The sequence below is a fragment of the Escherichia sp. MOD1-EC6819 genome (assembly GCF_002965765.1).
GTDB classification, from domain to species: Bacteria; Pseudomonadota; Gammaproteobacteria; order Enterobacterales; family Enterobacteriaceae; genus Escherichia; species Escherichia ruysiae.
The window spans coordinates 297,538-310,985 of record NZ_PTRG01000006.1 but is presented as its reverse complement, the minus strand read 5'-3'; the positions used below and the strand labels follow the sequence as shown (position 1 = coordinate 310,985).

The 13,448-nt window shown below is 51.0% G+C and carries 12 protein-coding genes and 2 rRNA genes; 6 read left to right on the top strand and 8 right to left on the bottom strand.

The window, feature by feature from the left end:
* The 3 genes from A7Z06_RS11235 to kgtP all read left to right on the top strand — a co-directional run.
* A 23S ribosomal RNA gene (locus tag A7Z06_RS11235) occupies nt 1-115 on the top strand; the annotation flags it as partial.
* A 98-nt stretch (nt 116-213) separates the two neighbouring features.
* Nucleotides 214-329, top strand: a 5S ribosomal RNA gene (gene rrf / locus A7Z06_RS11230).
* A 353-nt stretch (nt 330-682) separates the two neighbouring features.
* Entirely contained in the window at nt 683-1,981 is a 1,299-nt protein-coding gene (gene kgtP / locus A7Z06_RS11220) for an alpha-ketoglutarate permease (protein ID WP_000841090.1), read from the top strand.
* Here kgtP and A7Z06_RS11215 read toward each other — a convergent pair.
* From A7Z06_RS11215 to trxC, 5 genes are all read right to left on the bottom strand, one after another.
* Nucleotides 1,978-2,301, bottom strand: coding sequence for a YfiM family lipoprotein (locus A7Z06_RS11215; protein ID WP_071987900.1), 324 nt, complete (start codon nt 2,299-2,301; stop codon nt 1,978-1,980). The two genes, kgtP and A7Z06_RS11215, sit on opposite strands and share 4 nt — an antisense overlap.
* 45 nt (nt 2,302-2,346) lie before the next feature.
* Complete coding sequence (pssA, locus tag A7Z06_RS11210; protein WP_000949267.1) at nt 2,347-3,702, bottom strand: CDP-diacylglycerol--serine O-phosphatidyltransferase; 1,356 nt, start codon at nt 3,700-3,702, stop codon at nt 2,347-2,349.
* A gap of 113 nt (nt 3,703-3,815) precedes the next feature.
* Complete coding sequence (gene patZ, locus A7Z06_RS11205; protein WP_105279427.1) at nt 3,816-6,476, bottom strand: peptidyl-lysine N-acetyltransferase PatZ; 2,661 nt, start codon at nt 6,474-6,476, stop codon at nt 3,816-3,818.
* A gap of 31 nt (nt 6,477-6,507) precedes the next feature.
* A complete protein-coding gene (gene tapT, locus A7Z06_RS11200) occupies nt 6,508-7,206 on the bottom strand; it encodes a tRNA-uridine aminocarboxypropyltransferase (RefSeq protein WP_000138185.1) in 699 nt (232 codons plus the stop codon).
* Nucleotides 7,207-7,276: 70 nt separating this feature from the next.
* Nucleotides 7,277-7,696 (bottom strand): thioredoxin TrxC, encoded by a 420-nt coding sequence (gene trxC, locus A7Z06_RS11195; protein ID WP_001098726.1) that lies wholly within the window; start codon nt 7,694-7,696, stop codon nt 7,277-7,279.
* 206 nt (nt 7,697-7,902) lie between these two features.
* Here trxC and A7Z06_RS11185 point away from each other — a divergent pair, with 206 nt between their 5' ends.
* Entirely contained in the window at nt 7,903-8,940 is a 1,038-nt protein-coding gene (locus A7Z06_RS11185) for a tRNA/rRNA methyltransferase (RefSeq protein WP_000997415.1), read from the top strand.
* A gap of 46 nt (nt 8,941-8,986) precedes the next feature.
* On the opposite strand, the gene ung is transcribed toward A7Z06_RS11185, so the two are convergent.
* Complete coding sequence (gene ung / locus A7Z06_RS11180; RefSeq protein WP_000184515.1) at nt 8,987-9,676, bottom strand: uracil-DNA glycosylase; 690 nt, start codon at nt 9,674-9,676, stop codon at nt 8,987-8,989.
* Nucleotides 9,677-9,979: 303 nt separating this feature from the next.
* Here ung and grcA point away from each other — a divergent pair, with 303 nt between their 5' ends.
* Nucleotides 9,980-10,363 carry an autonomous glycyl radical cofactor GrcA gene (gene grcA, locus A7Z06_RS11175; RefSeq protein ID WP_000627804.1) on the top strand — a complete coding sequence of 128 codons (384 nt, stop codon included), beginning with the start codon at nt 9,980-9,982 and terminating at the stop codon, nt 10,361-10,363.
* A gap of 60 nt (nt 10,364-10,423) precedes the next feature.
* On the opposite strand, the gene eamB is transcribed toward grcA, so the two are convergent.
* On the bottom strand, nt 10,424-11,011 hold the full coding sequence (gene eamB, locus A7Z06_RS11170; RefSeq protein WP_000189197.1) for a cysteine/O-acetylserine transporter: 588 nt from the start codon (nt 11,009-11,011) through the stop codon (nt 10,424-10,426).
* A 102-nt stretch (nt 11,012-11,113) separates the two neighbouring features.
* Between eamB and A7Z06_RS11165 the strand changes: the two genes are divergently transcribed.
* Nucleotides 11,114-11,995 carry a LysR family transcriptional regulator gene (locus A7Z06_RS11165; protein WP_024165056.1) on the top strand — a complete coding sequence of 294 codons (882 nt, stop codon included), beginning with the start codon at nt 11,114-11,116 and terminating at the stop codon, nt 11,993-11,995.
* 31 nt (nt 11,996-12,026) lie between these two features.
* On the opposite strand, the gene srmB is transcribed toward A7Z06_RS11165, so the two are convergent.
* The gene (srmB, locus tag A7Z06_RS11160; RefSeq protein WP_000219193.1) at nt 12,027-13,361 is read right to left on the bottom strand and encodes an ATP-dependent RNA helicase SrmB; all 1,335 of its coding nucleotides are present in this window, start codon (nt 13,359-13,361) and stop codon (nt 12,027-12,029) included.
* Nucleotides 13,362-13,448 lie beyond the last annotated feature (87 nt).

Sequence of the window (13,448 nt, the reverse complement as noted above, 5' to 3'; positions counted from 1 at the left end):
TGACTCCTTGAGAGTCCTGAAGGAACGTTGAAGACGACGACGTTGATAGGCCGGGTGTGTAAGCGCAGCGATGCGTTGAGCTAACCGGTACTAATGAACCGTGAGGCTTAACCTTACAACGCCGAAGGTGTTTTGGCGGATGAGAGAAGATTTTCAGCCTGATACAGATTAAATCGACATGTCGGAACAGGACGTGTTGATAAACAGAATTTGCCTGGCGGCCGTAGCGCGGTGGACCCACCTGACCCCATGCCGAACTCAGAAGTGAAACGCCGTAGCGCCGATGGTAGTGTGGGGTCTCCCCATGCGAGAGTAGGGAACTGCCAGGCATCAGATAAAGCAGAAGGCCATCCGTAAGGATGGCCTTTTTGCGTTGGTGCAAAAAAAATGCCGGATGCGACGCTGGCGCGTCTTGTCCGGTCTACGCAGGCACGGTAGGGGGAAACCGCGCATTATTCCTCCACATACGCCAGCAAATACGGCTTCCCCAATTTGCCTACTTCCATACGTCCCCTTTACCAGAAATCTATCGTTAAGATCCTCAATAACCATTTTCCTGCTAACTAAATTCATGGTTAAGGTTGTATAATGATGCACAACAAATGTATAACATTTTATTTACCAAAAAAAATAAACAACAGCAACCGACAAAGCATCGGATTAGGGCAGGAGAAATAGTGGCATGGCAGAAAGCACTGTAACGGCAGACGGCAAACTGACAAGTAGTGATACTCGTCGCCGCATTTGGGCAATTGTGGGGGCCTCTTCAGGTAATCTGGTCGAGTGGTTCGATTTCTATGTCTACTCGTTCTGTTCACTCTACTTCGCCCACATCTTCTTCCCTTCTGGGAACACGACTACTCAACTACTGCAAACAGCCGGTGTTTTTGCTGCGGGATTCCTGATGCGCCCAATAGGCGGTTGGCTATTTGGACGCATAGCCGATAAACATGGTCGTAAAAAATCGATGCTGTTATCGGTGTGTATGATGTGTTTCGGCTCACTGGTAATCGCCTGTTTGCCTGGTTATGAAACAATCGGTACGTGGGCTCCGGCATTATTGCTTCTCGCGCGTTTATTTCAGGGATTATCCGTTGGCGGAGAATATGGCACCAGCGCCACCTATATGAGTGAAGTCGCAGTAGAAGGTCGTAAAGGTTTTTATGCTTCATTTCAGTATGTCACGTTGATCGGCGGACAACTGCTAGCCCTACTGGTTGTCGTGGTTTTACAACACACCATGGAAGACGCTGCACTCAGAGAGTGGGGATGGCGTATTCCTTTTGCGTTAGGAGCTGTGTTAGCTGTTGTAGCGTTGTGGTTACGCCGTCAATTGGATGAAACTTCACAACAAGAAACACGCGCTTTAAAAGAAGCTGGATCTCTGAAAGGATTATGGCGCAATCGCCGAGCATTCATCATGGTTCTCGGTTTTACCGCTGCGGGCTCCCTTTGTTTCTATACCTTCACCACTTACATGCAGAAGTATCTGGTGAATACTGCGGGAATGCACGCAAACGTAGCAAGCGGCATTATGACAGCAGCACTGTTTGTATTTATGCTCATCCAGCCGCTCATTGGGGCACTGTCGGATAAGATTGGCCGCCGAACTTCAATGTTATGTTTCGGTTCTCTGGCAGCCATTTTTACCGTTCCGATTCTTTCAGCATTGCAGAACGTTTCCTCTCCTTATGCCGCTTTTGGTCTGGTGATGTGCGCCCTGCTGATAGTGAGTTTTTATACTTCAATCAGTGGAATACTGAAGGCTGAGATGTTCCCGGCACAGGTTCGCGCATTAGGCGTTGGTCTGTCATATGCAGTCGCCAATGCTATATTTGGTGGCTCAGCGGAGTATGTGGCGCTGTCGCTGAAATCGGTAGGGATGGAAACAGCCTTCTTCTGGTATGTCACCTTTATGTCAGTTATTGCATTTCTGGTTTCACTAACATTGCATCGCAAAGGGAAGGGAATGCGTCTTTAGTGATGCGCCAGTTGCCAGACGGTATAGCCGGTGCTTGCACCGGCGATATCCCAGGCAAAATCTTTCCAGCTCCAGCCGCTCCCTTCAGGGCGGCTATCCCAAAGTTCTTTTGACGCGCCCAGCCCTACAGAGAACATCAGCCCGAACGTGGCGCTACGGTCAGAGCTCATTCCCTGATGCTGTGCGTATTCATTTCCGGCGGCAGAAAGCATCGCCGAGGCGATAAAGTGTTGAGCTTTATCCTGCCCGCTCCAGCTATCGTTAGCCATGTGGCTGCATCCAGAAAGTAACAATAGCGAACAGACAAAAAGAATACGCAAAACGTGGCCTCCAAAAAACAAACCCCGTACAGGACGGGGTTGTGATTACAGGATGCGGCTAATTAATCGGTCGATGCGGATACGGCGCAAACGGCGGATAAGTTTGCGAACCTTCACCGGATAATCGGCAATACTTTGCAGATCGCGGTAGTGCTTAACGATGGTAGTATGCTCGCGGATCAGCTCCAGTTCTTTCTCACGCTGTGGTGCAAGCTCCAGTTGCGGATCGTGGATCAAAATGGCGTTTTCCAGATCCAGACGCCAGGCGCGCGGGTTCAGGTTATTACCGGTTACCAGCATCCACTTATCATCAACCCACATCCCTTTCAGGTGATAGGTGTTGTCGTCATCTTTCCATAACCGAACCACTAACTGGTCAGTATTGACGTAATACTGCAAACGGCTCAGGAAGCGACGCAGATTGATCTCATAAAGATAAGGCAGTGCGCCAATTATCTTGAAAGGTTCATCTTCCGGAATGTAGAAGTCATTCGCGGTTTTATCACCAACAATAATTTCGACCTTTTTCCCTTCGCGCAGCAACTGGATGATATTGCGCACAAGGATTGCTGGCAGGTTGAAGTAGGGGGTGCAGATGGTTAGTTTCTGCTCGGCACAAGGCATAAGATGGAAAATGGTCTTGTTCAACAGACTCGATTTCCCCAGACCTACCAACGGCGTTACGGAAAGCTGATCGTTGTCGGCATCGCCCTGGAAATGATAAGCGGCATCACGCAGCTCCTGGCGGAACAGGCGAATGTCGTTCTTGATTTCCGGACTTTTTGGGCGATTAACATCATCCAGACGATTAACGCCGCGACCATTCATAATATTCTGTGTAACCCATTCAAACATAATGTCTGACATCTTACGGTTACGGATCAGATGATAACGGTCGTAGCGATATTTATCGTGCTGATGCAGGTAAACATCGTTCAGGCTGGCACCGCTATAAAGTACGCTATCGTCGATGATAAAGCCTTTAAAGTGCAGAACACCAAGGGCTTCACGGGTATTGATTGGAACGCCATAAACCGGAACATCTACGCCCGGATTTTCCTGCGCCATGCGGCAGTACCAGTCAGCGTTAGTGTTAGATGCCGCAGCGCCAATGCGTCCACGCTGTGCACGATGCCAGTCGACCAGCACCCGCACATCCAGTTCCGGACGCTGCCTTTTAGCCTCATACAACGCGTTCAGAATGCCTTTGCCACCGTCATCCTGTTCGAGATACAGGGCAACAATGCAAATGCGCTGCTTCGCGCTGGCTATTTTTTCCAGCAGCGTCTCCCGGAAGTCGGCGGGAGCGTAAAAGAAATCGACATCATCAACTGATTGAGAAATCTTGGGTAGTTGGGCAAGGTGTTGTTGATGTTTATTACGCTTAAATTTTGACAACATCACAGTGCATTTCTTCTCTGTTCATTGAAGGGTCCTCTGTGCAATGCAGACGACATAAGCGAGCAATAATAACACCAGTCCCGATTAAGTGGTCAACATTTCCAGTACCTTACTCATGATTCCTCGCGCTGGGCAAGATTTAGCGTAAGCCCAACGATCCCCTCTTCGAGCTGGATATCAACGTTAAACCCGAGCTTGCGAGCCAGCGCCACCATGCCACGATTGTTTGGCATCGTAATACCATTCAGGCGTTGCAGTCCGTGATCTCGCGTATAGGTAATCAACTTTTCCATTAAGCGGCGGCCTAAGCCTAATCCTTTGAGATCCGATCGAACCAGTACGGCAAATTCGGCATCGATGTTATCTGGGTCGGAGATCGCTCGTGTGACACCGAGGATCTCTTCTGTTTGATCAATACGTCGTACCGCCACAAAAGCCATTTCTCGATCGTAGTCGATCTGCGTCATGTTGGCTAAATCTTCATGGGTAAATTCGTTGATCTCGCTAAAGTAGCGGTAATAAAGATCTTCTTTGGTGACTCGCGAAATGAATTGCTGAAGCTGCGGCTCATCTTCCGGCAAAATCGGGCGGAACAAGCAGCGTTCGCCGTTTTTCAATTCTACCCACTCTTCCAGCTGATGCGGATAAGGGCGCACAGCCAGCCGACTCTCGTTATCGCCTTCAAAAGGCGCAATATCCAGCGTGACATCCAGCGCGGTAAATTCACTGCCGGAAGCCAGCAAAGGATGAATATCCAGACGCTGAATTTCCGGGCAATCGACAATCAGGTTGGAAACCTGCACCAGTAACTGGCTTAAGCCCGCGACGTCGAGTGGACGCAGTGCACTGCGAGCACGAATCTTTTTACTTTTGATCCCCTGAATAACCAGATAGCGGGCCAGGTTCATATTCAGCGGCGGCAGTGCGACGACGGCTTGATCTTCAGGACGCCACTCCACACCGCCTTCACCCAGCATGATCAACGGCCCGAAAACCGGATCGTGCTCGACGACTACGCGCAACTCCTGAGCACCTGCACGGTTAGCCATACTTTGCACTAAAAGGCCGTGAATACGCGCCTGCGGCCAGGCCATTTTTACCCGATCGAAAATAGCGTTCGCGGCTTGCTGGACTTCACTAGCCGTACGCAAATAGAGCATCACGCCCTGAACTTCTGATTTATGCGGAATATCCGGCGAGCGCAACTTCAGCGCCACCGGATAACCAATCTGTTCGGCAATATGTACAGCTTCGGTGCTGTCAGTGGCAATCCAGGTGGGAAGCGTGTTCATGCCATACGCTTGCAGGATGGGCTGAACTTCATGGGTATCGAGTGATGTCGCTCCTTCAGCAATGGCTTGCTGTAGCAGAATATGCGCTTCTGCGGTATTAGAGGTCAGATTGCTGGGCAGCGCCGGCGTTTCGCGTAGTTGCTTCTGATTACGTCGGTACTCCACCATATGCATAAAAGCGGTAATAGTACCTTCCGGCGTTCGATAGGTCGGCAGCCCGGCTTCGCTGAATAAACGTCGTGCCTCTTGCGAGGAGTGTTCTCCACACCAGTTCGTCAGCAGAGATAAATACTTGCTGCGAGGGTGATGTTTTACCGCTTCAATTAATGCTTGCGCACTTTCTGTTGCGGGCGCTGCGGCGCTGGGCGAATGAATAACCATCAGCGCATCAAAATCCTGGCTGTGAAACAGAATATCCAGCGTTTTGACATAATGCTCGCTGCTGGCGTCATCGCGCAGATCGAGCGGGTTAGAGATAGCAACATGTTCTGGCAGCGCATCGCGCAGTTTCTGGCAAATCTCTTCACTTAGCGTTGCCAGCTTGCCATTGCGCGACCATAAGGCATCCAGTGCCAGCGCGGCAGGCGCGGCACCGTTGCTGATTATCATCAGCCGGTCGCCACGTAGCGGGCGCATATGGCTAAGGGTTTCTACCGCCGAAAACAGTTCGTGAGTGTCCTGCACTCGTAATAAACCTGCACGCTGAATAGCCGCATCCCACGCCGGATCCATTCCTGCCGTGGTGTTCAACAGACGTTGCGCCGCTGGGCTACGTCCGCTTTTAATCACCAGAATCGGTTTATTGCGAGAGGCACTACGGGCAGCCGAAACAAAGCGTCGCGCGTCGCTTAACTGTTCGAGATAGAGCAGGATGGCGCTGGTTTTACTGTCGCGCGCCAGATAGTCGAGCAATTCATCAACGTCGATATCCAGGCTGTCGCCGAGAGCAATAAAATACGAAAAGCCCATCTCACGCTGTTGCGCCCAGTCGAGGATGGTGTTGGAGACGGCAGCCGATTGCGAAATAAACGCCAGCTTGCCGCGTTTAATCGGCACAGGCGAAAAGCTGGCATTCAACCCTTGCCAGGGAGCCAGTAAGCCCAGACTGTTTGGTCCTAGCAGGCGCATGTTATGGCGCAAGGCGCAGGCGCGGAGATCTTCGTGTTGCGATGCCGGGGCGGAAAGAATAATGCAGGTTTTACAGCCTTTCTCGCCGAGCTCTTCCAGAAGAGCAAGATTACGGCTGGCATTGGTACATAAAACCGCAAGGTCGGGTGTAAAGGGTAAGCTGGCAATATCCGGCCAGGCCAACACACCCAACACCGCTTTCCAGGCTGGCGTCACCGGGAGTACCGGTCCGTTAAAGCCTCCCGCCAGCAGGTTACGCATCATCAGGTAACCTGCGCGATTGGGTTTCATCGATGCGCCAATTACCGCAATCGATTTTGGTCGCAGTAGTGCTTCCAGTCCTCGCTGACTCATACCGGTCTCCCGCAGAAGTGACCGAATGATTTTAAACGCTTTCTAACAGTTCTGCTGTGATGCTACCCAGATGTTGCGTTTTTCCTGCCAGATAGCGCGTTTTAAAACGAGTGAAATGCTCGCCTAAGCCCGTTGCTGCTTCGGTATCGCCTGCCATATCTAAAAGTGCGATGGCTACTTCGGCAGTACAATATTGGCCTTCGGCCTGGGCTTCACGCAGGCGATAGGCAGAAAGCCGGGAAAGATCGACGGAAATAGCCGGGAAATTATCCAGATACGGACTTTTACGAAACATCTTGCGTGCTTCCGGCCAGGTGCCATCGAGCATAATAAACAGCGGCGGCTTACCGGAAGGCGGCGAGAAGATGACTTCCCGTTGCTCGCCGGCATACGAGGCAGGAAAAACCACCATTGGCTGATAATCCGGGTTTTGTACCAGATCCAGCAAATCTTGCGAGGGTTCGGTACGCGACCATTGAAACGCGACAGTATCCGGCAAGATATCAGCAATTAAACGTCCGGTATTGCTGGGCTTCATTGGCTCGGTATCGAACATCAGCAAACAAAAACGGCTTTTTGCTTCAGTTGGGGTGATTGTCGAACAGAGGCAAAGTTTCTCTGGCAAAAGACAGCGTTGGCAACGACGAACGCGATTACCACGGGCAAGAAAAGGACGCGTTGCGCGTGCAATACGTTCGGCGCGTAACTGGAGAACAGCGTTTTCGGTCATGAGAGAGAGCGTCGAAAAACCGCCATTGTCGCAGAGGAGAAAACGGGGCACAAGATGCGCCCCGGCAAGATTAAAGAGATTCGTTCAACCAGCTATCGAACGGCGCTTTCGGCACAGCGCCGTTAAGCATGTCAACAACCTGACCATTTTTGAAAATCATGATCGTCGGAATGCTACGAATACCAAAGCGGCTGCTTAATTCACGTTCGGCTTCGGTATTCACTTTTACAAAACGCACTTTACCGCTACGCTCTTGCGCAACATCTTCAAAAATCGGCGCGAAGTTACGGCAAGGGCCGCACCACGGCGCCCAGAAGTCGATCACTACAGGCAGATCGTCTTTCAGCAATTTGTCGAGTGTTTCACCGGTCGCATTAATCACCTCTCCGTCAAACAGGTCGTGACCGCAGCGTCCGCATTTTGCCGCATCTTCGATCCGATCGTCGGGAATGCGATTGATGGCCTGACAATGGGTACAAACGGTATTCATAACTAACCTCGGGATGAGTAAGGAGACTTATCGGCAATGACGCCGGTATGTTTCTAATATGTTACATATTATCAAAGGCAATGTTCCAGACAACAATCTGTTTTATTCAATAGGTATGATAGTCGCAGGCTTTGGTACGAAATCATGGCGAACCGCGCGCACTTCGGGTAATCTGCGCGCTTCGCGCAGCGCTGGTGGAGAAAAGCATGAACGATGAAATGAAAGGTAAAAGCGGCAAGGTCAAAGTGATGTATGTCCGCAGTGATGATGATTCTGATAAACGTACCCATAACCCGCGAACCGGGAAAGGGGGCGGGCGTCCAGGAAAATCTCGTGCTGACGGTGGCCGTCGCCCCGCCCGCGATGACAAACAGAGTCAGCCCCGTGACCGCAAGTGGGAAGAGTCGCCGTGGCGCACCGTTTCCCGCGCGCCGGGTGATGAGGCACCAGAAAAGGCCGATCACGGTGGCATCAGTGGTAAAAGTTTTATTGATCCCGAAGTTTTGCGTCGTCAGCGTGCGGAAGAAACCCGCGTCTACGGCGAAAATGCATGTCAGGCACTGTTCCAGAGCCGTCCGGAAGCGATTGTTCGCGCCTGGTTTATCCAGAGCGTAACGCCACGTTTTAAAGAAGCATTGCGCTGGATGGCGGCAAACCGCAAAGCGTACCATGTAGTGGATGAAGCGGAACTGACAAAAGCGTCAGGCACGGAACATCACGGCGGCGTTTGCTTCCTGATCAAAAAGCGTAACGGCACAACCGTACAGCAGTGGGTAAGCCAGGCTGGCGCGCAGGATTGCGTACTGGCGCTGGAAAACGAATCTAACCCGCATAACCTGGGTGGCATGATGCGTAGCTGTGCGCACTTCGGCGTGAAAGGCGTTGTGGTGCAGGATGCAGCGTTGCTGGAATCGGGTGCGGCAATCCGTACCGCAGAAGGCGGCGCAGAGCACGTTCAGCCGATTACCGGCGACAACATTGTTAACGTGCTGGATGATTTCCGTCAGGCGGGTTACACCGTGGTAACCACTTCCAGCGAACAGGGTAAACCGCTGTTCAAAACCAGTCTGCCAGCGAAAATGGTGCTGGTGCTGGGTCAGGAATATGAAGGGTTACCGGATGCCGCACGCGATCCGAACGATCTGCGCGTGAAGATTGACGGTACTGGCAACGTTGCCGGGCTGAATATCTCTGTCGCAACTGGTGTGCTGCTTGGCGAATGGTGGCGTCAGAATAAAGCCTGATAAATCAGCCGGATGGCAATTCTGCCATCCGGTATTTTTCCGTCAATTACTCACTCTCTGCCGGTAATACTGGCATCCAGTCAATCGGCGTCTCGCCACGTTGTACCAGCCACTGATTTGCCAGCACAAAATGGTTGCAGCCAAAGAATCCACGATGCGCCGAAAGCGGTGACGGATGTGGCGCTTTCAGCACGTGATGGCGTTGCTTATCTATAATCGCCCCTTTCTTTTGCGCATGTGATCCCCACAACAAAAACACCACGCCTTCACGATGCTGATTAATCAGGCTGATGACTTTATCAGTAAACGTTTCCCAGCCGAGGCTGGCGTGGGAATGTGCCTGGCCTGCGCGCACCGTCAATACGGTGTTGAGCAGGAGAACCCCTTGACGTGCCCAGCTTTCAAGATAGCCATGTGTCGGGCGAGTAAAGCCTGGAAGGGTATTTTCCAGCTCTTTGTACATATTCAGTAGAGAAGGCGGTATAGCAATGCCTGGGCGAACGGAAAATGCCAGACCGTGCGCTTGTCCGGAGCCGTGGTAAGGATCCTGACCGAGGATCACCACTTTGACATCGCCCAGTTCAGTAAAGCGAAAGGCGTTAAAGACATCTTTTTGTGGTGGGTAGATGGTTATCCCGGACTGCCGCTCGCTGGCAACGGTCTGGAGGGTGTTAAGAAAATAGGGTTGCTGCTTTTCTTCAGCCAGCACGTCATGCCAGGTTAATTGGTTAGTCATCTCGCTCTCCTGCGGATCTTCAATCCGCCTAGCTTAACTGCTTCTTTCTACAGAACAAAATCAAGCTCATTTTTTAGCCATAAACGAGTGCAAAAAAATGTAAATTGGTAAAATTCCACACTCGTATAAGTTGATGTAAAACAATAAAATCCATTTACGACCACATTTGATGTGTGGTTTTTGTTGATTTAAATCAAAGAATCAAGGGTGTTTGAGGAGTATATATACACTCAAGCAACAATGGTTTTACCAATTGGCCGCAACAGGCTAATCAAATCAAATAATTTGCCGGGGAGGCATCACATGATTACAGGTATCCAGATTACTAAAGCCGCTAATGACGATCTGCTGAACTCTTTCTGGCTGCTGGACAGCGAAAAAGGCGAAGCGCGTTGCATCGTTGCGAAAGCAGGTTTTGCAGAAGACGAAGTGGTTGCAGTAAGCAAACTGGGTGACATTGAATACCGTGAAGTTCCAGTAGAAGTTAAACCAGAAGTTCGCGTTGAAGGTGGCCAGCACCTGAACGTAAACGTTCTGCGTCGTGAAACTCTGGAAGATGCAGTTAAGCATCCGGAAAAATATCCGCAGCTGACCATCCGTGTATCCGGTTATGCAGTTCGCTTCAACTCTCTGACTCCGGAACAGCAGCGCGACGTTATCGCTCGTACCTTTACTGAAAGCCTGTAAGGCTTAAGTAGCAAGTTATTAAGCGGAAGAGGGTGACCTCTTCCGCTTTTCTTTTGTCTTTCAATAGAAAATGCGTACCGCACAATAGACCAGCAACAGCGCCAGCACGATATTCAACTGACGGCCATAGCGGTTAAACAATCGCTGAAACAGATGTCCCGCCAGCGCCCAACACACATTGCCAAACGTCCCAATCATCGCCAGCAAAACGCTGACGCCAACTACCCAGCTTAACGCCTGTGTTTGCGGCAGAACAAACGTCGACAGTGCCGTAATGCCGTACAAAATAATTTTGACGTTCACAAACTGCAAAGCAAAGCTGGCCCAAAAACTGATCGGTTTTGCCTGAAGTCCGTCTTCTTTTGTTGGACTGGTAGCGATTTTCCACGCCAGCCAGACAATATATGCTGCCCCCGCCCAACTCAACAAATGCACTGCTGCCGGATCGATAACAGCCAGTGAAAACGAAATTCCCGCACACAGCAACATGACGATTAAAAATCCCAGACTCATCCCTGCCAGCACGCGGGAACTCTGACGAACCCCATGCGACGTGGCTGAACTCAAAGCGAGAATATTGTTCGGTCCTGGCGTGAGGGCCGTAATCAGAGTGTAGGTCCAAAAAGCACTTAAAAGGGTCGGTGTCACTTGTTATCTCCTCTGTTTTGGTAGACAGTACCCGACATGAAACATTTAAAAAAATGAATGTTTTTTCATTCTAAATTCGATATTTTCGATAGGTTTGGGTTTATGGATCTGCGCCGTTTTATTACGCTTAAAACCGTGGTGGAAGAGGGTTCCTTTTTGCGAGCTTCGCAAAAATTGTGCTGCACACAATCGACGGTGACTTTTCATATTCAGCAGCTTGAACAGGAGTTCTCGGTTCAGTTGTTTGAGAAAATTGGCCGACGGATGTGCCTTACCCGCGAAGGAAAAAAGCTGCTGCCGCACATTTATGAACTCACCAGAGTGATGGATACCCTTCGTGAGGCTGCCAAAAAAGAGTCGGATCCGGACGGGGAACTACGCGTTGTTTCGGGCGAAACGTTACTCTCTTACCGAATGCCGCAGGTGTTGCAGCGTTTTCGGCAACGCGCACCAAAAGTGCGTTTATCGTTGCAGTCGCTGAACTGTTACGTGATCCGTGATGTGCTACTGAATGGTGAGGCCGATGTCGGCGTCTTTTATCGCGTAGGGAATGATGATGCCCTGAACCGACGAGAGTTGGGTGAACAATCGCTGGTGCTGGTGGCTTCACCACAAATTGCAGATGTCGATTTTACTGAGCCGGGAAGACATAACGCCTGTAGCTTTATTATCAACGAACCGCAATGTGTCTTCCGGCAGATATTTGAGAGCACGCTGCGTCAGCGGCGGATCACGATGGAAAGCACCATTGAGCTTATAAGCATTGAAAGTATCAAGCGATGTGTCGCGGCAAACATCGGAGTCAGCTACTTACCGCGATTTGCGGTAGCAAAAGAGCTGGAGTGCGGAGAATTAATTGAATTACCCTTCGGCGAACCGTCGCAGACCATTACGGCAATGTGCGCTCACCATGCCGGAAAAGCGGTTAGCCCGGCGATGCATACTTTTATTCAGTGTGTTGAAGAGTGTTTTTTGCCGGGATAAAAAAATGCCGGGCTTAAACCCGGCATTATGATTACTCTTCTGTCGTTTGCGGCGGCACGCCCGTTCCGCTTGGTTTGCGGCGCTTACCAATATTTTTGGTATCGCGATGGCGTTTTTTCACCCGTGGCTTCTCTTTCTCTTTAGCCTTTTTCTTCTCGGCGCGTTTTGCCAACACTTTTTTCGATGGCTTGCCGGTCTGTTTCTCGCTTGGCGCACGCGTTTTCGGGCGTAACTCATCAATTACGCGAGCTTTAATTGGCTCTTCAATATAACGGCCAACTTTGCCCAGCAGCAGATGGTCATGAGCTTCAACCAGTGAAATTGCGGTGCCTTTACGGCCAGCGCGAGCGGTACGCCCGATACGGTGCAAATAAGTATCGCCACTGCGCGGCATATCGAAGTTAAAGACGTGGCTGACATCCGGAATGTCGATACCACGCGCGGCAACATCAGTTGCAACCAGTACGTTAACGCGGCCTTCGGTCAGGCGTTTGATCGCTTCGTTGCGTTTGCCTTGCACCATCTCACCTTCGAGATAGCAGTTGTTGATGCCCGCTTCGCGCAGCCAGTTTGCCAGTTCATGCACACGCTCACGCTTACGCACAAAGACAATTGAGCGAGTCGCTTCCGGCTGTTTTAACAGATGCACCAGCAACGCAGTTTTATGCTCAAGATCATCGGCGCGGTAATACCACTGATGAATCTTTTTGCGCTCACGGGTGGACGGATTCGCAGAAACTTCCACCGGATCTTCGAGCAGACGCTCAGCAAAATCCTGAATAGCATCGCCTTCCAGCGTTGCCGAGAAGAGCAGGGTTTGTTTACGCCAGCGAGTTTCGCCAGCAATATGTTCGATATCCTGGGCGAAGCCCATATCCAGCATACGGTCTGCTTCATCGAGGATCAGCGTTTCAACCGCGCGGCAATCGAAGTTCTCTTCTTTTATATACTGCAGCAGACGACCAGTTGTGGCGACCACGATGTCCTGGTTTTCGCTGAACACTTCTGCGTGGTTCATATAAGCCACGCCACCGGTGATGGTGGCAATATCCAGATGCGTATGTTTCGCCAGTTCGCGGGCATGATCGGCCACCTGCATCGCCAGCTCGCGAGTTGGGGTGAGGATCAAAATACGCGGCGGACCGGATTTCTTACGCGGGAAATCGAGCAGGTGCTGCAACGCTGGCAGCAGATACGCCGCCGTTTTACCGGTGCCTGTCGGCGCAGAACCGAGTACATCACGGCCATCGAGCGCAGGCGGAATGGCGGCAGCCTGAATGGCGGTCGGGCGAGTGAAACCTTTATCCTGGAGTGCTTCCAGCAGGCTTTCGTCGAGTTCAAGTTCGGAAAAAGTCGTTACAGTCATGTTCTACCTCTGTGTGGGGCGCTGATTATAGACGTTACGGCTGCAATCTTCATCTGTTTGTATGGATATCGCTTCTCAGGTATTGTT